24 protein-coding genes are annotated in these 21,093 nt (G+C 62.8%); 7 read left to right on the forward strand and 17 right to left on the reverse strand.

Annotation, left to right across the window (positions count from 1 at the left end; genetic code table 11):
- Nucleotides 1–169 precede the first annotated feature (169 nt).
- Nucleotides 170–442: a hypothetical protein gene (locus ACM6IM_RS09420; RefSeq protein WP_414864959.1), complete on the forward strand. Its 273-nt coding sequence runs from the start codon at nucleotides 170–172 to the stop codon at nucleotides 440–442.
- Nucleotides 443–568: 126 nt separating this feature from the next.
- On the opposite strand, the gene ACM6IM_RS09425 is transcribed toward ACM6IM_RS09420, so the two are convergent.
- The 3 genes from ACM6IM_RS09425 to ACM6IM_RS09435 all read right to left on the reverse strand — a co-directional run bounded on the left by ACM6IM_RS09425 (nucleotide 569) and on the right by ACM6IM_RS09435 (nucleotide 1,794).
- Nucleotides 569–718, reverse strand: coding sequence for a hypothetical protein (locus tag ACM6IM_RS09425; RefSeq protein ID WP_192308364.1), 150 nt, complete (start codon nucleotides 716–718; stop codon nucleotides 569–571).
- A gap of 66 nt (nucleotides 719–784) precedes the next feature.
- Nucleotides 785–1,096: an AzlD domain-containing protein gene (locus ACM6IM_RS09430; RefSeq protein WP_192308866.1), complete on the reverse strand. Its 312-nt coding sequence runs from the start codon at nucleotides 1,094–1,096 to the stop codon at nucleotides 785–787.
- Nucleotides 1,096–1,794 (reverse strand): AzlC family ABC transporter permease, encoded by a 699-nt coding sequence (locus ACM6IM_RS09435; RefSeq protein ID WP_192308363.1) that lies wholly within the window; start codon nucleotides 1,792–1,794, stop codon nucleotides 1,096–1,098. The genes ACM6IM_RS09430 and ACM6IM_RS09435 overlap by 1 nt, the downstream gene beginning before the upstream one ends.
- A gap of 157 nt (nucleotides 1,795–1,951) precedes the next feature.
- On the opposite strand from ACM6IM_RS09435, the gene ACM6IM_RS09440 reads away from it, so the two are divergent.
- Nucleotides 1,952–2,902, forward strand: a complete 951-nt coding sequence (locus ACM6IM_RS09440; protein ID WP_414864960.1) for a diguanylate cyclase domain-containing protein — start codon at nucleotides 1,952–1,954, stop codon at nucleotides 2,900–2,902.
- A gap of 51 nt (nucleotides 2,903–2,953) precedes the next feature.
- Nucleotides 2,954–3,346 (forward strand): DUF2784 domain-containing protein, encoded by a 393-nt coding sequence (locus tag ACM6IM_RS09445; protein ID WP_414864961.1) that lies wholly within the window; start codon nucleotides 2,954–2,956, stop codon nucleotides 3,344–3,346.
- A gap of 18 nt (nucleotides 3,347–3,364) precedes the next feature.
- On the opposite strand, the gene ACM6IM_RS09450 is transcribed toward ACM6IM_RS09445, so the two are convergent.
- Both ACM6IM_RS09450 and ACM6IM_RS09455 read right to left on the reverse strand, forming a co-directional pair.
- Nucleotides 3,365–4,942 (reverse strand): diguanylate cyclase, encoded by a 1,578-nt coding sequence (locus ACM6IM_RS09450; protein WP_414864962.1) that lies wholly within the window; start codon nucleotides 4,940–4,942, stop codon nucleotides 3,365–3,367.
- 56 nt (nucleotides 4,943–4,998) lie between these two features.
- Nucleotides 4,999–5,526 carry a DUF3087 domain-containing protein gene (locus tag ACM6IM_RS09455; RefSeq protein ID WP_192308359.1) on the reverse strand — a complete coding sequence of 176 codons (528 nt, stop codon included), beginning with the start codon at nucleotides 5,524–5,526 and terminating at the stop codon, nucleotides 4,999–5,001.
- Nucleotides 5,527–5,739: 213 nt separating this feature from the next.
- On the opposite strand from ACM6IM_RS09455, the gene ppnN reads away from it, so the two are divergent.
- Nucleotides 5,740–7,113 (forward strand): nucleotide 5'-monophosphate nucleosidase PpnN, encoded by a 1,374-nt coding sequence (gene ppnN / locus ACM6IM_RS09460; protein ID WP_192308358.1) that lies wholly within the window; start codon nucleotides 5,740–5,742, stop codon nucleotides 7,111–7,113.
- A 73-nt stretch (nucleotides 7,114–7,186) separates the two neighbouring features.
- Here ppnN and ACM6IM_RS09465 read toward each other — a convergent pair whose 3' ends face one another.
- Nucleotides 7,187–7,417, reverse strand: a complete 231-nt coding sequence (locus ACM6IM_RS09465) for a DUF2790 domain-containing protein (RefSeq protein WP_192308357.1) — start codon at nucleotides 7,415–7,417, stop codon at nucleotides 7,187–7,189.
- Between the two features lie 185 nt (nucleotides 7,418–7,602).
- Between ACM6IM_RS09465 and ACM6IM_RS09470 the strand changes: the two genes are divergently transcribed.
- Both ACM6IM_RS09470 and ACM6IM_RS09475 read left to right on the forward strand, forming a co-directional pair.
- Nucleotides 7,603–8,337, forward strand: a complete 735-nt coding sequence (locus tag ACM6IM_RS09470; protein WP_192308356.1) for a response regulator — start codon at nucleotides 7,603–7,605, stop codon at nucleotides 8,335–8,337.
- 235 nt (nucleotides 8,338–8,572) lie between these two features.
- A complete protein-coding gene (locus ACM6IM_RS09475) occupies nucleotides 8,573–8,797 on the forward strand; it encodes a hypothetical protein (RefSeq protein WP_192308355.1) in 225 nt (74 codons plus the stop codon).
- A 64-nt stretch (nucleotides 8,798–8,861) separates the two neighbouring features.
- On the opposite strand, the gene ACM6IM_RS09480 is transcribed toward ACM6IM_RS09475, so the two are convergent.
- The 11 genes from ACM6IM_RS09480 to ACM6IM_RS09530 all read right to left on the reverse strand — a co-directional run bounded on the left by ACM6IM_RS09480 (nucleotide 8,862) and on the right by ACM6IM_RS09530 (nucleotide 19,953).
- Nucleotides 8,862–10,295: an FAD/NAD(P)-binding protein gene (locus ACM6IM_RS09480; RefSeq protein ID WP_414864963.1), complete on the reverse strand. Its 1,434-nt coding sequence runs from the start codon at nucleotides 10,293–10,295 to the stop codon at nucleotides 8,862–8,864.
- A gap of 14 nt (nucleotides 10,296–10,309) precedes the next feature.
- Nucleotides 10,310–11,077 carry an ABC transporter ATP-binding protein gene (locus ACM6IM_RS09485; protein WP_414864964.1) on the reverse strand — a complete coding sequence of 256 codons (768 nt, stop codon included), beginning with the start codon at nucleotides 11,075–11,077 and terminating at the stop codon, nucleotides 10,310–10,312.
- A gap of 3 nt (nucleotides 11,078–11,080) precedes the next feature.
- A complete protein-coding gene (locus tag ACM6IM_RS09490) occupies nucleotides 11,081–12,421 on the reverse strand; it encodes an ABC transporter substrate-binding protein (protein WP_201188864.1) in 1,341 nt (446 codons plus the stop codon).
- A 36-nt stretch (nucleotides 12,422–12,457) separates the two neighbouring features.
- The gene (locus tag ACM6IM_RS09495) at nucleotides 12,458–13,507 is read right to left on the reverse strand and encodes a branched-chain amino acid ABC transporter permease (RefSeq protein ID WP_414864965.1); all 1,050 of its coding nucleotides are present in this window, start codon (nucleotides 13,505–13,507) and stop codon (nucleotides 12,458–12,460) included.
- Between the two features lie 4 nt (nucleotides 13,508–13,511).
- Complete coding sequence (locus tag ACM6IM_RS09500; protein WP_414864966.1) at nucleotides 13,512–14,393, reverse strand: branched-chain amino acid ABC transporter permease; 882 nt, start codon at nucleotides 14,391–14,393, stop codon at nucleotides 13,512–13,514.
- A complete protein-coding gene (locus ACM6IM_RS09505) occupies nucleotides 14,393–15,169 on the reverse strand; it encodes an ABC transporter ATP-binding protein (protein ID WP_192308349.1) in 777 nt (258 codons plus the stop codon). Before ACM6IM_RS09505 ends, ACM6IM_RS09500 begins: the two co-directional genes overlap by 1 nt.
- Nucleotides 15,166–16,065 (reverse strand): AMP-binding protein, encoded by a 900-nt coding sequence (locus tag ACM6IM_RS09510; protein ID WP_414864967.1) that lies wholly within the window; start codon nucleotides 16,063–16,065, stop codon nucleotides 15,166–15,168. The genes ACM6IM_RS09505 and ACM6IM_RS09510 overlap by 4 nt, the downstream gene beginning before the upstream one ends.
- A gap of 101 nt (nucleotides 16,066–16,166) precedes the next feature.
- Nucleotides 16,167–17,570, reverse strand: a complete 1,404-nt coding sequence (locus ACM6IM_RS09515) for an LLM class flavin-dependent oxidoreductase (RefSeq protein ID WP_201188878.1) — start codon at nucleotides 17,568–17,570, stop codon at nucleotides 16,167–16,169.
- Nucleotides 17,570–18,019: an acyl-CoA dehydrogenase gene (locus tag ACM6IM_RS09520; RefSeq protein ID WP_414864968.1), complete on the reverse strand. Its 450-nt coding sequence runs from the start codon at nucleotides 18,017–18,019 to the stop codon at nucleotides 17,570–17,572. Before ACM6IM_RS09520 ends, ACM6IM_RS09515 begins: the two co-directional genes overlap by 1 nt.
- An 11-nt stretch (nucleotides 18,020–18,030) precedes the next feature.
- Nucleotides 18,031–19,233 carry an SfnB family sulfur acquisition oxidoreductase gene (locus tag ACM6IM_RS09525; RefSeq protein ID WP_414864969.1) on the reverse strand — a complete coding sequence of 401 codons (1,203 nt, stop codon included), beginning with the start codon at nucleotides 19,231–19,233 and terminating at the stop codon, nucleotides 18,031–18,033.
- 156 nt (nucleotides 19,234–19,389) lie between these two features.
- A complete protein-coding gene (locus tag ACM6IM_RS09530; protein WP_192308344.1) occupies nucleotides 19,390–19,953 on the reverse strand; it encodes a helix-turn-helix domain-containing protein in 564 nt (187 codons plus the stop codon).
- Here ACM6IM_RS09530 and ACM6IM_RS09535 point away from each other — a divergent pair.
- Complete coding sequence (locus ACM6IM_RS09535; RefSeq protein ID WP_414864970.1) at nucleotides 19,948–20,985, forward strand: DMT family transporter; 1,038 nt, start codon at nucleotides 19,948–19,950, stop codon at nucleotides 20,983–20,985. The genes ACM6IM_RS09530 and ACM6IM_RS09535 overlap by 6 nt on opposite strands.
- Nucleotides 20,986–21,093: the final 108 nt, after the last annotated feature.

The raw sequence follows: 21,093 nt of genomic DNA on the forward strand, positions 1-21,093 counted from the left end.
AAACAACCACACAAAAGTCTAACCGCTTGTCAGACAATCCAAACGTCGTACATACATGGGGATCAAGTGCAGATAGCATGCGCGGCCGTTTCCACTGGCTTTCGCCCAGTTGACCGAAGCGTCAGCGAATAGGGAAATTTCTTTTACATCAAGCTTTGCAGAGAACTGAATGCGCGACGATTTTTCAATGGATCAGGTCGTTGGCCTGGAGTGCGTTTATCGGTCGACGACTGAACACTATCGACTGGATTGTTTTATCGAACAATATGTAAATACTCGTGATTTGAAATCGGTTCCCGGGATCGACGGCACCCTGCGGTCGACCCTTGCACGCTATCCCGGGCGGCATCCGGTCATGGTCAACGAGTTGAATGCCTGGATCGACCGGACCCTGGGGTATCGAGCGGCTCATCCGGATGTAGTGCATCTGGAAGACGTGTGAAACCAGCGGCGATCTTCTCTGTGTGGGAGCGAGCCTGCTCGCGATAGAGGCGGATCAGGCAGCTCAGGAAGTGCTTGCGTCATCGCGAGCAGGCACACGCCCCCAGGAGAGGTCATCAGCCTTGCTTCATGGCTTCAACGGCCGCTCTTCATCGCGCTCCGAGAGTTCACGACTGTCATCATGCTTCCAGTCCTGGCGCTGGCGCCGCTGACGCTCGAGTTCCTCTTCGGTCGGCTCATCCTCATCCAGCTCCGGACGCTTGTGTTCATTGGCCATGCGCACCTCCTTTCCCTAGTGATCAGTCATCAATCTCAAGCGTAGAACAGTTTCAACGGCGGCGGCTCACAGCCACCAGCGCAACAGGAAGAAAAACCCCATGCTCAACAACATGCTGAGCAGGGTGTTGCGGGTGTACAGCACCAGCCCCACTGCCACCAGCGAGCTGATCAGGTAGGGGTTGTCCCATTGCAGGTTCAGCTGTTTGTCCGGCATGAACACGATCGGACCGCAGATCGCCGTAAGCATGCCCGGCACCGCAAAGCCGAGAAATTGCCGGGCATTGCTGCTCAGGCGCACTGGCAGGCGTGGTTCGAGGAACACATAACGGTTTAGGAACACCAGAATCCCCATGCCGACAATCACCGCCCAGACCATCATGTGCGTCCACCGTAGAATTTGTTGCAGACAAAACCCGCCGTCATCCCCGCCAACCCCGACAGCACCAGGGCCGAGCCCCACTGCCAGTAGCTGAACAACACCGAGCAGAACAGCGACACCGCCACGCAGACCACCGTCGGCACGTTGCGCACCACCGGGGTGATCAGCGCGATGAACGTGGCGGCGATGGAAAAGTCCAGCCCCAGGTGCTCCAGCCCCGGAATACTGCTGCCCAGCACGATCCCGGCGAAGGTGAAGAGGTTCCAGGCGATATAGAACGTCAGGCCCACACCCAACGCATACCAGCGGTCGAACTGCTGCTTGTCGTGTTGGCTGGTCAGGGCGAACAACTCGTCGGTGAGCAGAAAGCCCAGCCCCGCGCGCCAGCGCCCCGGCAGCGGTGAAATCGCCGAGCGCAGGCTCATTCCGTAGAGCAGGTGCTGCGATGTCAGCAGCAGCGTGGTCAGCAGGATGGAAAAGATCCCCGCCCCGCCCTTGAGCATGCCGATGGCGACCAATTGCGCCGCGCCGGCGAACACGATGCTCGACAAGCCCTGGCCTTGCAGCGGTGTCAGGTTGGCTTCGATGGCCATGGAGCCGGCCAACAACCCCCAGGGTGCGGTGGCCAGTGACAGTGGCATGATCGCCACGGCGCCACGAAGAAACGCGCTGCGCGGCAGGTGTGAATGGGACATAACGCTCTACGACCGGGGAAAGACCTCAGACTCTGCCAGTTACCGCCGCCCAAGGCTTGAACAATCTTGCGCAGTTGCGCCGTTCATCCGCTGCTGGCTTGATTCACCTGCATAGTGGCAACATGACCCCGCCCTTTCCATGGAGATACGGCCCGTCATGAGTGCATTCGATACCGACAGCGATGTCTACAGAACCCTGCTTGAGTCGACCAAGGCCATTCCGTGGCGAATCGACTGGAAGACCATGACGTTCAGCTACATCGGTCCACAGATCGAAAGCCTGCTGGGCTGGAAACAGGACAGCTGGGTGTCGGTCGATGACTGGGTGGAGCGCATGCACCCGGACGACCGCAACTACGTGGTGGACTTCTGCGTCTCGCAATCGCGCGCCGGCGTGGACCATGAGGCCGACTACCGGGCCCTGACCCGCGAGGGCAACTACGTGTGGATTCGCGATGTCGTGCACGTGGTGCGCAAGGATGGCGAAGTCGAGGCGCTGGTCGGCTTCATGTTCGACATCAGCGAGCGCAAGAAAACCGAGGAACACCTGATTCGCCTGCAGAAACAGCTCGAAGAGTATTCCTTCCAGGACGGCCTGACCGGCATCGCCAACCGGCGCATGTTCGACACCGTGCTGGAACGCGAGTGGGCCAACGCCCAGCGCACCGGGCTGCCGTTGTCGCTGATCATTCTGGATATCGACTACTTCAAGCAGTACAACGACCACTACGGACACATCAAGGGCGATGAATGCCTGCGCCAGGTCGCCAGGACACTGGCGCTGGCGGCCAATCGACCACGGGATTTCATCGCACGGATCGGTGGCGAGGAATTCATCTGGTTACTCCCGGAAACCGACGCCGAATCCGCCAGGTTGGTGGCGCACAAATGCCTGCACCTGATTCGCCAGCAGCAGATCGTCCATGAGTTTTCCGCCGTTTCGTCGCTGCTGAGCCTGAGCCTGGGCGTCGGCACCACCACCGCGCCGCTACAGGAAACCGCACTGGCGTTCGTCGAGCAGGTGGACAAATTGCTGTACAAGGCCAAGCACCAAGGGCGGATGCGCGCCGAATTCGCTGAGTTCGGGGTTTCAAGAGCGACCGGGTAGCGGGCGACGCATTACCATGGAGCCATTCGCATCACGGGTCGGGAAGCCACCATGTTTTATCGAATCGCCGCCGACGGGCTGGTGCTGTTTCACCTGCTGTTCATCCTGTTCGTGCTGTTCGGCGGGTTGCTGGCCCTCAAATGGCGGCGCCTGGTCCTGCTGCACCTGCCGGCCGCCGCGTGGGGCGTGGCAGTGGAAATGTTCCACCTGGTCTGCCCGTTGACCCAATGGGAAAACCTGATGCGCCAGGCGGCCGGGCAGACCGGCTATGGCGGTGGTTTCATCGAGCATTACGTGTGGCCGGTGATCTACCCCGCCGGCTTGACCCCGACGATTCAGTTGGGCCTGGGCAGCCTGGTGCTGGCGATCAACCTGATGGTGTATGTCCGGCTGTTCCGGCGCTGGAGATCCGGGCGAGCCACCGTTGGTCGCCTCAGTGATTGAACCCCGGTCACCGATCGGCTAATTGGCGATGACGCTCATGTTCCGGCCACTGGCCTTGGCCACGTACAGCGCTTTGTCCGCCGCGTGGATCAGGTCGTCCGGTTGGGCCTGGGACGCCGGATCGAAGGCCGCGACCCCGAGGCTGACGGTCACCACACCATCGGCCCGGCCGCTGTGACAAATACCGGCCTGCAACACCGCATGACGAATGTTCTCCCCCAGCAGGAACGCGCCGACATAGTCGGTCCCGGGCAACACCACCGCGAACTCTTCGCCGCCGTACCGGGCCGCCAGGCCTCCGGGACACTCGATGTGCTGCGTAATGATGGCGCTGATACGCCGCAGGCACTCGTCGCCGGCGACATGGCCGTACTGGTCGTTGAACGGTTTGAAATGATCGACATCGATCATCAGTATCGCCAGGCCCGACTGAACGCGCCGGGCGCGGTCCATTTCCGCGTGGATGAACAGGTCGAACTGGCGCCGGTTGGACAGCCCCGTCAGCGCGTCTTCCAGGGCCAGCAGCTTCAAGCCACGATTGACCTCGAGCAGCTTGTCCTGGGCGTCGAGCAAATCGTTCTGCACGCGGTTCTGGCGCTTCATCAGGCCGATCAGGCGATAACCCAACACCCCGATAAACCCCAGCAACACCGCAACGATTGCGGCGCTGAGCAGCGACACCTCGCGCCAGCCGGCCAGCACTTCGTCCTTGTTGAGTGCGGCAAAGACGATCAGCGGGTAGCCGTCGACCCGACGAAACCCCACAACCCGCTCGACGCCATCGACCATTGATTTGACAGTGGCGGTTCCGGCGTCGCCCGTCGGCAGCAACTGTTGGAACAACGGGCCTTTGGCAATGCTGGTGCCGACCTCCGATTCCTTGAAGGGCCGGCGAACCACGATTCTGGCGTCGTCGGTGATCAGGTTGATCACCCCGTTGCGGCCCATGTCGATGCTGTCGTACAGCGACAGGAAATGATCGAGGTAAATGGTGGCCAGGACCACACCGGCAAAACGGCCGTCGGCATGATTGATGCGGCGTGACACGGTCATGATCCATTCGCCACTGGAGCGACTCTTGATCGACGGGCCGATGTGCGGACCGCGGTCGGGGTGATCGCGGTGGAAGATGAAATACTCCCGGTCGGCGTTGTTGGCGTCCGGCATGACGGCGCCATTGGAATTGGCCACCCAGCGCCCGGTTTCGTCATAGACGAACAGGCCGTGCAACTGACGCAACTCACTTCGCTGGGCACTGAGCAGGCGCTCGAGGTGCGCCAGCCCCACGGCGTCCAGGGGTTCGTATTCGAGGCGTTCCACCAGCGAAAACAGCAGGGTGTCGGCCTGCTTGATCGTTGCCTGCGCTTGCGAGGCCAGGGTCTGCGCAAGGTTGGACATCGCCACTTCCTTGTCGCGCAGATGGTACTGGCGCGAGTTCCAGGCCTCCCAGATCACAATGGCGCTCATGGACAGGCACACCGCCACCAGCAAAGTCACCACGGAACGCACCTTGAGCCTGGCCACGGCGGACCGGGCGGTCGGTGGCGTGCCACGACCGGCGTGTTCGATTCCTTCTTCGATGGACGGGGGGCCCATGACGCTCCTTTTTATTTTAATGAGTGGCGATTGGTCCTGATCGTGCTGACAAACGTTCACGGGGCGGGCTGTTTTAGCGCTTCCAGCCACGCCGGATTCAACTGCGTCTGCTGCGTGTCGAGGCCCAGCGCTTCCATCCGCGCCTTGTGCTGGTCCATCTCGCGTATCAGTTGGCTGTGATCACTGGAGTTGCCGTCGAGCTGGTGCATCTGCTCCAGCCCCAGATGATAGAAACGCAGCAGCTTCATGGCGCCCGGATCGTCCTTGGCCACCGCCGCCGTCACGTGGTGCATGACGTTGGTGACACTCATCAGGCTGCGTTTGAGCTGCCAGCCATAGACCGCCGGAGCCATCCAGGCCTGCTTCCAGAATGTGCCGCGCATCAGCGCCGCCATCAACAGCACGGCGACGAACACACCGCCAACATTGAAACGAAAGTTGTCGCCACCGGGTTCGCCGAATATCGCCACCGCCGCCGTCGACAGCACCATCGCCAGAGCGATGAAAAGCAGAGCGATGATGATCGTGCTGCGGCGGGTCTGGCGGCGATAGGTTTCCGGGTTTTGCGGCTGTATTTCGAACATCGCGACGGGCTTCCTCGAGGGCATGGACAAAAAGTCTGCGGGGCATTATCGCCTCTGCGAAGGATTTAGCTATGCTGGGGCTCCTTTTCATCTTTTCATCGTCAAAGGGCAACGTGGCGATACAACGCGGTTCGTGCCATCTTCTTGTGTGGATACATAGTTATTCGACTGCCAGGCGTCACCGGCGCATGACATCGATTTAAGGATTTTTGAATGGCCCAACGACAAGTAATCAATGCCTCGGTCAGTCCGAAAGGCAGCCTTGAAACCCTCTCCCAACGTGAAGTCCATCAACTGAGCGAAGCCGGATCCGGCAGCACCTACGCCCTCTTCCGCCAGTGCGCCCTGGCCATCCTCAACACCGGCGCCCATGTCGACAACGCCAAGACCATCCTCGAAGCCTACAAGGACTTCGAAATCCGCATTCACCAGCAGGACCGCGGCGTGCGCCTGGAACTGCTGAACGCACCGGCCGATGCCTTCGTGGATGGCGAAATGATTGCGAGCACCCGGGAAATGCTCTTCAGCGCCCTGCGTGACATCGTCTACACCGAGAATGAACTGGATGCCCAGCGCATCGACCTCAGCTCCTCCCAGGGCATCAGCGACTACGTTTTCCACCTGCTGCGCAACGCCCGCACCCTGCGCCCCGGCGTCGAGCCGAAAATCGTGGTGTGCTGGGGTGGTCACTCGATCAACACCGAAGAATACAAGTACACCAAGAAGGTCGGGCATGAACTGGGCCTGCGCAGCCTCGACATCTGCACCGGTTGCGGTCCCGGCGTGATGAAAGGCCCGATGAAAGGCGCGACCATCGCCCATGCCAAGCAACGTATCCACGGCGGGCGCTACCTCGGCCTGACCGAGCCGGGGATCATTGCCGCCGAAGCGCCGAACCCGATCGTCAACGAACTGGTGATCCTGCCGGACATCGAAAAACGCCTGGAAGCCTTCGTGCGCGTGGGCCACGGCATCATCATCTTCCCTGGCGGCGCGGGCACGGCCGAAGAGTTCCTGTACCTGCTCGGCATCCTGATGCACCCGGACAACCAGGGCCTGCCGTTCCCGGTGATTCTCACCGGGCCAAAACATGCCGCACCGTACCTGGAACAACTGGACGCGTTCGTCGGCGCCACCCTGGGCGACGCGGCAAAACAACATTACGAAATCATCATCGACGACCCGGCGCAGGTCGCGCGGCAGATGACGGCCGGGCTCAAGGCGGTGAAACAGTTCCGTCGCGAGCGCAACGATGCGTTCCATTTCAACTGGCTGCTGAAGATCGACGAAGGCTTCCAGCGCCCGTTCGATCCGACCCACGAGAACATGGCCAACCTGAAACTGAGCCGCGACTTGCCACCGCACGAACTGGCGGCCAACCTGCGCCGCGCGTTCTCGGGCATCGTCGCCGGCAACGTCAAGGACAACGGCATCCGCCTGATCGAAGAGCACGGCCCCTATCAGATTCGTGGCGACGCGCAGGTGATGCAGCCTCTGGACCAGTTGCTCAAGGCATTCGTGGCCCAGCACCGGATGAAACTGCCGGGCGGCGCGGCGTATGTGCCGTGTTATCGCGTGGTGGCTTAACCCCGCCGACAGCGCACCGTGGGAGCAAGCCCGCTCGTTCCCACGGTAGAGGGTGTCGGCGTGAGCTGCGCCATCAGCTGCCCTGATTGGCGCACTCGCCAAACTTGCTGTAGTCGAGCACTTTCTGCACACCGTTGGAATCGAGGTAGGTCATCCGCGCGTTGACGATCCCGCAGTGGCTGCCGCCCTGTTCGACCGTGGAAATCACCTTCTTTACGTCCAGCCGGGTGTCGGCGTGAGCGGAAACGGCAGCGACGTTAAGCAGGGCGAAAAAGCCGGCAGCAGCAAGTTTGGTCCAGTTCATGGTGGTGTCCTCAGGGTTTGGAGCAAGTCATCTCGCCCCTTGGGAACCTATTTAATCGACCCGAGGTATCTGCCCTGTGTCGTAAAACCGGGCTTTGTACACGCTAAGGTGTCACAGACGGCGCTGGATACACTTCGATACACTCACCGGGATGCGCAGCAAGCGAATAACAAGAGGCATGAGAGATGGAGCATGTGAACCACATCCTGATCGTCGACGATGATCGCGAGATTCGCGAGCTGGTCGGCAATTACCTGAAGAAGAACGGCCTGCGCACCACCGTGGTGGCGGACGGGCGGCAGATGCGCAGTTTTCTGGAAGCCAATCAGGTCGACCTGATCGTGCTCGACATCATGATGCCCGGTGACGACGGCCTGCTGCTGTGCCGCGAATTGCGCTCGGGCAAACACAAAGCCACACCGATCCTGATGCTCACCGCGCGCAACGACGAAACCGACCGGATTCTCGGCCTGGAAATGGGCGCCGACGATTACCTGACCAAGCCTTTCGCCGCCCGCGAACTGCTGGCGCGAATCAACGCCGTGTTGCGCCGTACCCGGATGCTGCCGCCCAACCTGTTGATCACCGAAAGCGGGCGGATGCTCGGCTTCGGTCGCTGGCGCCTGGACACCACCGCCCGGCACCTGCTGGACGAAGACGACACCATGGTCGCCCTCAGCGGCGCCGAATATCGCTTGTTGCGGGTGTTTCTCGATCACCCGCAACGGGTGCTCAGCCGCGACCAATTGCTGAACCTGACCCAGGGTCGCGACGCCGACCTGTTCGATCGCTCCATCGACCTGCTGGTCAGCCGCCTGCGCCAGCGCCTGATGGACGATTCCCGGGAATCGACCTACATCAAGACCGTGCGCAATGAAGGCTATGTGTTTTCCTACCCGGTGGAGATGCTGGGCGCCTGACCCGTGAAACGGCAGGAGCGAGTTTGCTTGCGAGGAACACCCAGACACTGCGGGCCTCCATTGGCCGGCGTTATCGTTGACGTTCTTCGCGAGCAAGCTCGCTCCTACAGGTCAGTCACCGGCCAGGTGCCGAATCATTGTCTTCGATAACGACTATGCCTCAGGGTGTTTTCACATCGAAAAGCTCCAGCACTAGAGTGGACCCATCTTCTCCCCACCCTTCTGGAGCAACATCATGAAAAGCATTATCGGTCTTGGTTTCGCCCTTTCGGTTCTTGGTGCAACTTCCGCCATCGCGGCGCCCCACGCCACTTCGCAAGTCGTCGCGGCAGCTGAAGTCAGCCAACCGGCCACGTTGAACGTGAACACCGTGAAAGTCGATTCAAAAGACAGCCAGGCAAGCAAGCTGTACGTGGCTGAAAACCGTCCCGAGTTCGGTTCGAAGTATCAGCGCTACTGAGTCACCGGCGTGTGCCGCTTGAAAGAAAACCCCGCAGCGAGTCGATCACTGCGGGGTTTTCCGTTCAAGGCCGGCCGGCCAGACGCGCCGCCAGCGCCTTGGCCTGAAGCGCCACATCCGTTACCGCCGTACTTTCCCACCACATCCCGCGCAATGGCGGGCCCATGGCGAACAGCCGACGGGCGACCTGGCCATTGGCATCGTGTACCGCGCCGTCCACCGCCGCCGCAATCCCCAACGCCAGCGCCCCGGGTGTTATCAGCCCGCGTGCCAGCAACTGCCGGGGCAGCGCCCGCGCCACCCGCCGCCAGTCGTATTCGATACCGCTGGAATTGATCAACGCCGCGCCGCGCACGACCACCGTTTCAGCCTCGCCACGGCGACGAATGCGAATGCCGACGTCCGACCCCGAAGCCGGCTCCAGTCCCTTGAACGACGCGGCCTGAATGCGCAGCCGCCCTTCACCATTCAGGCGCGCCACCAGCTCGGCACTCAACGGCGGCGAGCGATGGTGATGGCTTTCCCACCACGGCCGCACGTGCCGCACGAACTGCCGACGCTGCACGTCCGTCGCCTGGTGCCATAAACGGCCAATGTGCACCCGCACGGTGTCGAGCGGCGCCTGCCAGTCGATGCCCTGGGCGAGCGCCTGCCGACACTGCCGGCGCAGTTCGCGCAGCAGTTGGCGCGGTGTGCGAAGGCTGTGGTCCTGGGCAAGAAAATCAACCCAGGCCGGCGGTTGCCGGCGCACGTGCGGCAACAGGCCGTGCCGGGAAAACACCTCGATCGGCCCGCGATGACCGGCCTGCTCCAGCGACACCACGGCATCGACCATGGTCAGCCCGGAGCCGATGATCAGCACCGTGGCTTGCGGGTCCAGCTGACGCATTGCCGCCACGTCCCATGGATCGAGCGCCGCGGCGTTCAAGCCGCTGGACTCGGTCTGCGGTGTGCGCGCAGCGGGGAACATGCCCGTCGCCAGCACCGCATACGCGCCCTGCAAACGCTGGCCATCACTCAGGTGCAGGCGCACCGCGTCATCCAAAGACTCCAGGTCCACCACTTCGGCCCGCACATGCTCGACGGTCGAGCCCTGCAAGGCCCCCACCGTCTGCGCCTCGGCCAGGCGCTGCTGCACGTACAGGCCGAAGATCCCGCGGGGCGGAAACAGTTCGCTGACCGGTACATGCTGTTCGTCGGACTCTGGCCAGCCGCCGGCGGCAATGTAGTCGGTCAGCCACTGGGTCAGGTCGTCGGCATTGTCCGGGTCGACGCTCATGCGGGCCGCGTTGCCGTTCAGGGTGTGGCCCAGTTCGACCGCGCTGTAGGCCTCGCCACGACCGAGTTCGGGTCGGGGCTCGATCACCAACAGCGAGCGCTTGCCGGGCAGGCGCAGCAACTGCGCCGCGAGCATCGCGCCGCTGAGGCCGCCGCCGATGATCAGGATGTCTGCGTGGCGGATGACGTCTGTCGCCTGTCCGCGTGGGATTTCAGTCATGGCGCTCTCTATGATCAGTGTTTACCCAGGTAAAAGTCATGCAGGTCGCCCCGCGCCAGCAACGCCTCGCTGCTGCCGGACAGCACCACCCGGCCGGTGTCGAGCACGTAGGCCTGCGACGCGTACTTGAGTGCCACGTTAATGTTTTGCTCGGCAATCAGGAAGCTCACCTGCGCCTCACGATTGAGCTGGGCGACGATCTCGAAGATCTCCTGGACGATGATAGGCGCCAAACCCATGGAAGGTTCATCGAGCAGTACCAAAGTAGGACGCGTCATCAGCGCCCGACCGATGGCGACCATCTGCTGCTCGCCGCCGGAGGTCAGACCGGCCTGGGTCTTGCGTTTGGTCTTCAGGCGCGGGAACCAGGCGTAGATGCGCTCCAGGTCGCGGGCCAGGTCCTGACGGCTCAAGCCACGCACGAAACCGCCGCTGCGCAGATTGTCCTCGACCGTCAGTTGGGGGAACACGTGCCGGCCTTCGAGCACATGCACCATGCCCTGGCGCACCCGCGCACTGGCGTCGACAGCCGCCGTGTCCTGGCCGAGAAAGCGGATGGTCCCGCGACTGACCTGCGCCCGCTCGGCCCGTACCAGGCCGGAAATGGCCTTGAGCGTGGTGCTTTTTCCCGCGCCGTTGGCCCCCAGCAGGGCGACGATGCCGCCCTTGGGCACCGTCAGCGACACGCCGGCCACGGCCAGGATCGCGCCGTCGTAGATCACTTCGATATCGTCGACGTGCAGCAGCTCGTCGGCCGCAAGGTCGCTGGCAGTCTGGCCCATGGGTTATTCGTCTCCGTTGCAGGTGCGTGGCGTCAGGCCTTTTTCCTTGGCGAACGCGGCGGATTTTTCATCGATCAACGGCCGCAGCAGGGCACGATCGGCGGCGATCCAGTCGCTGATCAGCGTCCAGTTGGCGCCATCCCACTGCTGAACCCTCGCCGAGCCGCCACCTTCGTGGTCCTTGCACGACAATTTGAGGTTCTGCATCAGGCCGAAGTACCCCATGTCCTTGAGGCGGGCGTCGTCGATGTTCAGGTGCTCCAGGCCCCAGCGCCCTTCTTCGCCATTGAGCGGTCGCTTGCCGAACTTGCCCTGAGCGGTACGGATCGCTTCCACCGCCACCGCCGCGTTCACCAGCCCGGAGTTGTAGTAGACGCTGCCGAAGTTCTTCAGGTCCTTGAGGTCGCTCTTGCCCTTGTCGAGGATGGACTGCTTGAGGCGCTTGTGGATCTCGAAATCGGTCCCGGCCGGGTATGGCGTGAGCGCCAGATACCCCTTGGCGGCGGCACCGGCCGGCAACACGTCTTCGCTGGAGCTGGCCCAGATGTCGCCGACGATATGGTCCACCGGGAAGCCGAAACGCGCTGCGGTCTTGACCGCCACCGGCGTCGACACGCCCCAGGTGCGCAGGAACACCCAGTCCGGGTTGACCTGGCGAATCTGCCGCCATTGCGCCGATTGTTCGTTGCCCGGATCGGCCACCGGAATCTGGATGTTCTCGAAACCGTATTTTTCCGCCAGCAGCTTCAGCGGGCCGAGGGTTTCACGACCGTAGGCCGAGTCGTGGTAGACCGTGGCGATCTTCTTGCCCTTGAGTTTATCGAAACCACCCTCGCGCTGGGCGATGTAGTTGATCAGGCTCGACGCCTCGCTGTAGAAGGTCAGCATCACCGGGAAGTTGTAGGGAAACACCGTGCCGTCAGTGGCCTCGGTGCGGCCATAGCCGAGGGTGATCAACGGGATCTTGTCGACTTCCGCGCGCTCGCTCAGGGCATAGGCCGCCGGTGCGCCGTTGGGTTGGTAGACCGCCACCGGCGCGCCATCCAGGCCTTTCTTGAAGCGCTCATAGCACTCGATGCCCTTCTCCGCCGTCCACTCGGTCTCGCATTCCTGCCAGACCAGCTTCACGCCGTTGATGCCGCCCTCCACCTCGTTGATGTAGTTCAGGTAATCGATCATCCCCGCCCACACCTGCACGCCGCTGGAGGCATAGGCGCCCACGCGGTAGGTGGCCAACGGGAAGAACTGCTGGTCCGGCGAAGCCTGGACCACCGGCACCGCACTGCTGAAAACCGCCAGCGTCAGGGCTGCGCCGAGCAAGGAACGTTTCAAGGTTGCACGCATGGTGTCTCTCTAATAGTGGGAGGGAGTGGAGTGGATTCAGAAGCGCAGCGGCCAGTGGCCCAGCCGTTCGCGAAGATTGCCCAGCAGGCGGATCAGGCCTTCCGGCTCCTTGATCAGGAACAGGATGATCAGCGCGCCGAAGATGATTTTTTGCAGGTTCTGCAATTGCCCGGCATCCACCGCACCGCCGAAAAAGGCCTGGCCGGCGTGGCTGAGCAGGATCGGCAGCAGGCTGATGAACGCGGCGCCGACGAAGTTGCCGGCGATGCTGCCCATGCCACCGATAATGATGATGAACAGGATCTGAAACGAACGATTGATGTCGAAACTGCTGGCACTGGCCGTGCCCAGGTAGGCGAAGGCCCACAGTGCCCCGGCGATGCCCAGGTAGAACGAGCTGACCGCGAACGCCAGGTGCTTGTAGCGCACCACCGGAATGCCGATCACGGCAGCGGCGGTGTCCATGTCGCGGATCGCCATCCAGTTGCGACCGACCTGGCTTTTCACCAGGTTCAGCGCCACCCAGGTCAACAACAGCACAGTGCTCAGGGTCAGCAGGTACCGGCCCAGCGGCGTGCTCAGGTCATGGCCGAACAGCGCCAGTTTCGGCGCGGAAATGGTCCCGGACGAACCGTAGTTGTAGAACCAGGGAAACTTGACGAACAGCCACTCCAGGAAAAACTGCGCCGCCAGCGTGGTGACCATCAGGTAAAAGCCTTTGATCCGCGAGCTCGGCAGACCGAAGACGTAGCCCACCACGGCGCTGATCAGCCCGCCGCCGAGCAACGCCAGCGGCAGCCCGAGCTCCGGCAAGCGCAACAGAAAGCCATAGGTGGCGAACGCGCCGACCGCCATGAACCCGGCCGCGCCGACCGAAGTCTGGCCGGTGTAGCCGGTGAGCAGATTGAGGCCGAGCCCCGCCAGGGACAGCACCAGAAACGGGATCAGGATGGCGTTCAGCCAATAATCGTTGCCGGTCAGTGGCACGACCACGTAGGCCATCAGCAACAGCGCGATCAGTGCGAATGAAACGCGGCGCTGCACCAGCAAGGTCGGCGCGGTTTCACGGGTAAGGGAGATCGACATGGTTTCAGACTCGCTCGATGGCGCGCTCGCCGAACAGGCCGGCGGGACGGATATACAGGAAGGCCAGGGCCAGGACGTAGGCGAACCACGGGGTGATGCCGCCACCGATCAACGGGCCGACGTACACCTCAGCGAGGTTCTCCGCCGCGCCGACGATCAGCCCGCCGACAATCGCCCCGCCAATCGAGGTGAAGCCGCCGATGATCAACACCGGCAGGGCCTTGAGCACCACCAGCGACAGGGAGAACTGCACGCCTTGGCGCGCGCCCCAGAGCAGGCCCGCGACCAGGCCGACGATCCCGGCCACCGCCCAGACGATCTGCCAGATGCGGTTGAGGTTGATGCCGATCGACAACGCCGCCGTGGTGTCGTCCGCCACCGCCCGCAACGACACGCCAATGCGGGTCTTGTTGAACAGCAGTGCCAGCACCGTCACCAGAACGATGGCGGCTGCGGCGGCGATCAGGTCGAACTGGCTGACCATCATCGCGCCGATAAACACCGGCACGTCGTCAATGCCCATGTCCAGCGCCCGCACTTGCGAGCCCATCAGGCCCTGGGCCAGCCCTTCGATGATGAACGACAGACCGAGCGTGGCCATGAACAGGGTGATCTGCGACCGATTGACCAGCGGCCGCAGCACCAGCCGTTCGATCAACAAGGCGCCGACGATCATCACCAGCACCGTCAGCAGCAGCGCAAGAATGAAGGGCACGCCCTGATCGTGCAGGCTGACGAAGGTCAGCGCGGCGAACAGCAACATCGCGCCCTGGGCAAAATTGAACACGCCACTGGCCTTGTAGATCAGCACGAAGCCGATGGCGACCAGCGAGTACATGGTCCCGGCGAGCAAACCGCCGAGCAGGGTTTCGAAGAAGAACGTCATCAGTGCACCACTCCCAGATACGCGGCGATTACCTCAGGGTTGGCCTGCACTTCAGCGGGCGTGCCGTCGCCGACCTTGCGCCCGTAATCCAGCACGACCACGTGGTCGGACAGCCCCATCACGACACTCATGTCGTGCTCGATCAGCACCACCGTGGTGCCGAGTTCGCGGTTGATGTCGGCGATGAAGCGGGCCATGTCCTGCTTCTCTTCGGCGTTCATCCCGGCCATCGGCTCATCCAGCAGCAACAGGCGCGGACCGGCGATCAGGGCGCGGCCCAGCTCCACGCGTTTTTGCAGGCCGTAGGACAGATTGCCCACCGGCACATCGCGGTAGGCTTGCAGCTCGAGGAATTCGAGAATGCCCTGGGCCTGCTGGCGGAAATCCGCAGCTTCGCGACGGGCGCGCGGCAGGTTCAGGGCCTGTTCGAGGAAGCCGCTGCGCAGATGCCGCGACAGGCCGGTCAGCAGGTTGTCGATCACGCTCATCTTCTTGAACAGCGCGTTGTTCTGGAACGTCCGGCCAATGCCCCGGCGGGCGGCGCTCAACGGGTCGATGCGGCGCAACGACTGTTGCTCGAAGACGATCGAGCCGGCATCGAAGCGGTACACGCCGTTCAACACATTGAGCAGCGAACTCTTGCCCGCGCCGTTCGGCCCGATCAGCGCGCAGATCTCGCCACGACGCACGTCGAAGGACAGCTGGTTGATGGCTTTGACGCCTTTGAAGGACAGGGAGATGTCGCTGACTTGCAGAATGAAATCGGTCGAGCTCATGCGATGTCCCGTTTGAATTCGTTGAGTCGGTCGACATTGACCGGCGGCGTGCGTGGGGCTTGCCAGATGTCGTGCAGGTTCTGGAAACCGAGCAGGCACCGGACGCGCTGCTTGATCAGGCGTTGCAGGCCTTTTTCCGGATGGGCGATGGCCCAGTCGCACAGACGCCGACGCCAGGTCCCGGGCGCGGCGAGGCGACTGTCGATCTCCTGCGCCAGCCGTTGCAGGCGCCCGGCTGACAGCAGCAGCCCCGAGGGGGCCACTTCGCGACGGTCGCGACTGGCACTGCCGGGGCTTTCCGGAAAGGCCAGGGATTGCCCGCTGCCCAACCATTGCTCCAGCAGCACGGTGAGGCCACCCTGCCATTGCGTGCCTTCCTCGCTCCACCACTGCGCGTCCGGGCGGCCCAGCCGCAGGCGCTGCGGCGGTTCGCCCGGGCCGAGCAAGCGGGCGAAGTCGAGCAGCGACTGGCCATGATTGAGCCACAACTGCCGTGTCTGCCGGCGCGGGACGAAAGCGTGGGTCGGCTGGCTGTGCCAAAGGATGGGGTGCAGGGCCTGGGCGTCGAGATCGTCGGCCACCGCCAGCACTTCACCGCCGGCCTGGTGCGCGGCCAGGGCCAGCAGCAACAGGTTGGGTTCGAAGGCGCCGCTGACGGCCAGTCGCGATTGCTCGCTGAACCCCTGCTGGCGCAAACCATCGGCCAGGCGCTCGACGTCGCGCAACACATCGATCCAGCGCCAGGCATACCACTGACCATGGCGCTTGTGACGCAACGCCGGCTGCAACGGGCTGACCTGCGCCCAATGCCGCAACTGCTCCAGCGCCTTGGGCACACTGACCCGCCATTGCGCGGTATCGGCAATCGGCGGCCGCTTGAGTTCGTGCACGCTCATGGATGACCTCCTGTTCATGGGCAAAAAGCGTGCGGTGGTCCGCTGGGCTGAAATCTGTCAAACACAATCACGGGTGGGAGTGAACCTGATCGCGATGGCGGTCAGGCAGACACCACTTTCCTCTCCTGCTGGCGTAACCCCACCAGGTCCCGATACCCCGCCCCGGGATGCCCCTGCACCAACCGTGGGCCCTCGCCGAACAACTTCTCGCGCAAGGTGCCCGGTGCGTATTCGGTCTTGTACACCCCGCGCTTCTGCAACTCCGGCACCAGCAATTCCACGGCATCGATAAAGGTTTCGTGGGTCAGGGCATACGCCAGGTTGAAGCCGTCCACATCGGTCTCTTCGACCCATTCCTGCAGCAGGTCGGCAACGGTTTCCGGGCTGCCGACGAACAGCGGGCCGAACCCGCCGATGCCGACCCAGTCGGCCAGTTCGTGGGGCGTCCAGACTTTGTTCGGGTCCGCCGTGGAGAACGCTTCCACCGCCGATTGAATGGCGTTGGTGTGCACGTGCTTGAGCGGTTCATCGGGCTTGAACTGGCTGAAGTCGATGCCGGTCCAGCCGGAAATCAGGGCCATGGCGCCTTCATAGCTGACCCAGCTTTTGTATTCCTCGAACTTGGCCTTGGCCTTGGCATCGGTTTCGCCCAGGATCACTGTCTGCAAGTTGAAAATCAGGATCTTCGACGGATCGCGCCCGGCCTCGGCGGCGCGGCGGCGGATGTCGGCCACGGTCTTCTTCAGCAGCACTTTCGACGGCGCCGCGACAAACACACACTCGGCGTGCTCGGCCGCAAACTGCTTGCCGCGACTGGAGGCACCGGCCTGGTACAGCACCGGCGTGCGCTGCGGCGAGGGTTCACAAAGGTGAATGCCCGGCACCTGGAAGTGTTTGCCGACATGGCGGATTTCATGGATCTTGCTCGGGTCACTGAAAATCCGGCGCTCGCGATCGCGCAGGATCGCGCCTTCCTCCCAACTGCCCTCCCAGAGTTTGTAGCAAACCTCCAGGTACTCCTCGGCATAGTCGTAACGCGCATCGTGCTCGGTCTGGGCTTTCTGGCCGAGGTTCTTCGCGCCACTCTCCAGGTACGAAGTGACGATGTTCCAGCCGGCACGGCCCTTGGTCAGGTGATCGAGGGTCGAGAGACGGCGGGCAAACGGATACGGGTGCTCGAACGACAGCGAGGCGGTCAGGCCAAAACCCAGGTGCTCGGTAACCAACGCCATCGGCGGAATCAGTTGCAGCGGATCGTTGACCGGCACCTGGGCCGCCTGACGGATCGCCGCGTCACCGTTGCCGTTGTAGACGTCATAAATACCCAGCACGTCGGCGATGAACAGACCGTCGAACTTGCCGCGCTCGAGGATTTTCGCCAGGTCGGTCCAGTACTCCAGGTCCTTGTACTGCCACGAGCGATCCCTTGGGTGCGCCCACAAACCGGGTGACTGATGACCGACGCAGTTCATGTCGAAAGCGTTGAGACGAATTTCGCGGGCCATTAAACGGCTTCCTTTGCAGACGGGTGGACACTGGGGGGATGAATGCCGTTGAGACGGAAGTTGCCGATCAGGTGCAGCTTCCAGCGCAGCGGATCGTGCAGTGAACCGGGCAAGGCCGTGCGGCGTCCGGTCAGTTCGAATTCGGCGTTGCTCGCCGTGGCCAGGGCTTCGGCGCTGGCCAGGTCGGATTCGGCAACGGCCACGCTGATTTCGGTGGCCTCCTCATGGCGGTCGAGCAAACCCTCGGCACGTTCGAGCAGCGCAGCGGCCACTTCAATGCGGATCTGCACGTCACCAAAACGGCTGATGACATAGGGATCTTTCGTGATGTTGGGCTGTTGACGGACAAACGCCAGGGTCGTTTCCAGCAGGTTGCGGGCGTGGTGCAGGTCATGCTGACTGCCGGCCAGCGATTGCACGACAGCGACAGGTTGGGTCAAAGCATTCATGGCGAGGCTCCTCAGTTCCAGGCGTGGCGCGCAGGCTTCACGCCGTTGAGCAGGTGGTTGCCGATCAAGTGGTATTTCCAGCGCGCCGGATCGTGCAGGGTGTGAGTCCGGGCATTGCGCCAGTGACGGTCGAGGTTGTACTTGCCCAGCACCGAGCGGGTGCCGGCCAGTTCGAACAGTTTGCTGCTGGCGAGCAAGGCGACTTCCGCAGACAGGACCTTGGCCTGGGCGACCACCACCGATGCGTGGGCCACCGTGTCTTCATTGGCGTCGAGCAGCGCGGCATCGATGGCCTGGCCGGCCTTGCGCAGGATCGCTTCGGTGCCGTGGACACGCCATTCCAGATCGCCAATCGCGGCGATGCTGAACGGGTCTTGCCAGCCATGTTCATGCCCGCTGTCGATCCAGGGGCGGGACTCACGGGCATAGCGCTTGGTGTCTTCCAGCGCGCCGACGGCGATGCCGGTGTCGACTGCGGCCTGGATGATTTGCGAGATCGGACCGTCGGCGGTCGGTTCATCGAAGGCCTTGTGGGCCGGGATCACCGCGCTGAGCGGCACCTTCACCGCGTTCAGGGTGACGCCGCCGCTGGCGGTGGTGCGTTGGCCGAAACCGTCCCAGCTGTCGATCACGCTCAGCCCCGGGTTGTCACGTTCGATGAATGCGATGAACGCCTGGTTCTGTTCGTTGACCGCCACCGCCGGAACGATGTGCGCGTACAGGGCACCGGTGCAGTAGAACTTCTCGCCGTCGATCTGCGCGGTGTCACCGTCAAAACGAATGCGGGTCTCGAAGGCCCCGGCGTTTTTGCTTTTCGACTCCGAGAAGGCGTTGCCGAAACGGTAACCCTGCAGCACCTTGGCGAAGTAGTAGCGCTTCTGCTCTTCGCTGGCGGTCTGCAGCAGGATATCGAGCACGCCGAGGTGGTTCTGCGGGATCTGGCCCAGGGAGGAGTCGGCGGCGGAGATGATCTTGATCACTTCGGCGACCGTCACATAGGACACGCCGGCGCCCCCGTAGGCCTTGGGCACGGTAATGCCCCAGAGGCCGCTGGCGGAAAACTCGTCGAGTTCGGCGACCGGCAGACGCCGTTCGCGATCACGCTCGCTGGCTTCGACGGCGAAGCGCGCGGCAAGCTTGTGCGCGACGGCAATCGCCTCGGCATCCGAGCGAATCACATGGGCGGTGCGAGGGGGTTGGGCAGAGGCTGTCATGGGCCGACTCCAGGTTCCGGTGAATGCACCAGAACGATTGCAGGAGTCATGCCTGAATTTAAATATGTTTTATTTCAATAGCTTGAAGCATAAACCCGAGAAAAAACCGACGTAGCAAACCAGCAAAGTGTCCATTCAATGTTGGCCAGCCAACAGTTAGATCACCACGTTTCTGACGAACCGCGCCGGCACGTCGCCTTCGTTGCGATAGGCGTGCGGTTGATTGCTGGCAAACATGTAGAACTCGCCGGCGGCGATCCGGTGCGGGGTGTCGCCCAGCATCAGGGTGAGGCAGCCTTCGAAGACATAGATCTGCTCGCTCCAGCCATCGGCGTCCGGTTGCGACGGGTAGATTTCCCCCGGTTGCAGGCACCACTCCCACTGCTCCACCTCGCGGGTCGCCGAGGCCTTGGAAAGCAATACCGCCTTGCTGCCGGGGACGGTCCCGGCCCAGGCCACTTCGTTGATCCGGCTGGGGTCGCGGGCATCCGGCGCCTGGATCAGGTCGCTGAACGCCACCTCCAGCGCTTCGGCCACACGGTCGAGGGTGGTCAGACTGACGTTTTTCTCACCGGCCTCGATGGCCACCAGCATGCGGCGGCTGACCCCGGACTTTTCCGCCAGCGCGGTCTGGCTCATGTCGGCGGCATGGCGCAGACGCCGGACGTTCAGACTGACGTGCTGGAGGACCGAAGCACGCTGCATGGAATCTTTGTGCACTATATTGCTCACTTGAGGGAACTGAGCAGTATACTGCCCAGCATTCGGCGCATTGTGCGTCGCCCTCAGGTAGCGTGCAAGATCATGACGTCGTTGAACACCTCCCCGGCTTCTTCTCGTATTCCACGGTTCAGCAAGGCCGAATGCGTGCTGGTGCTGATCACCATGGTCTGGGGCGGCACCTTCCTGCTGGTGCAGCACGCCATGACGGTGAGCGGCCCGATGTTCTTCGTCGGCCTGCGCTTTGCGGCGGCGGCGATGATCGTCTCGCTGTTTTCCTGGCGACACCTGCGCGACCTGACCCTGTTCGAACTCAGGGCGGGCGCCTTCATCGGCGTGGCGATCATGCTCGGCTACGGCTTGCAGACCGTGGGTTTGCAGACCATCCCCAGCAGCCAGTCAGCGTTCATTACCGCCCTGTATGTGCCTTTCGTGCCCCTGCTGCAATGGCTGGCGCTGGGCCGCCGTCCGGGGTTGATGCCAAGCATCGGCATCATGCTGGCGTTTACCGGGCTGATGCTGCTGTCGGGGCCGGCCGGTGCGTCGTTCCATTTCAGCCCGGGTGAAATCGCCACCCTGATCAGCGCCATTGCGATTGCCGCGGAAATCATCCTGATCAGCACCTACGCCGGCCAGGTCGACGTGCGCCGGGTAACCGTGGTGCAACTGGCGACCACCTCGGTGCTGGCCTTCCTGATGGTGGTACCGACGAATGAAGCCATTCCCGACTTCTCCTGGTTCCTGTTGTGCAGCGCCCTGGGCCTGGGCGCTGCGAGTGCGGCGATCCAGGTGGCGATGAACTGGGCGCAGAAGAGTGTTTCGCCGACACGGGCCACCTTGATTTATGCCGGTGAGCCGGTGTGGGCCGGGATCGTCGGGCGCATTGCCGGGGAACGCTTGCCGGCCATTGCGCTACTGGGTGCGGGGTTGATTGTCGCGGCGGTGATCGTCAGCGAGTTGAAGACCAAGGGTAAGACTGACACTTGCGATGAGCGAGAAAGCGAGGGAGAAGGCAATCCTCAAGACTTATAGCGACGGGTCGTCCGCTTTCGCGAGCAAGCCCGCTCCCACACTTGAACAGCTTCCGTCAAAGAGAATGCGGTCAAATGTGGGAGCGGGCTTGCTCGCGATGGGGCCCGC

Origin of the sequence: Pseudomonas sp. IT-P12 (genome assembly GCF_949767465.1) — a bacterium.
GTDB lineage: Bacteria > Pseudomonadota > Gammaproteobacteria > Pseudomonadales > Pseudomonadaceae > Aquipseudomonas.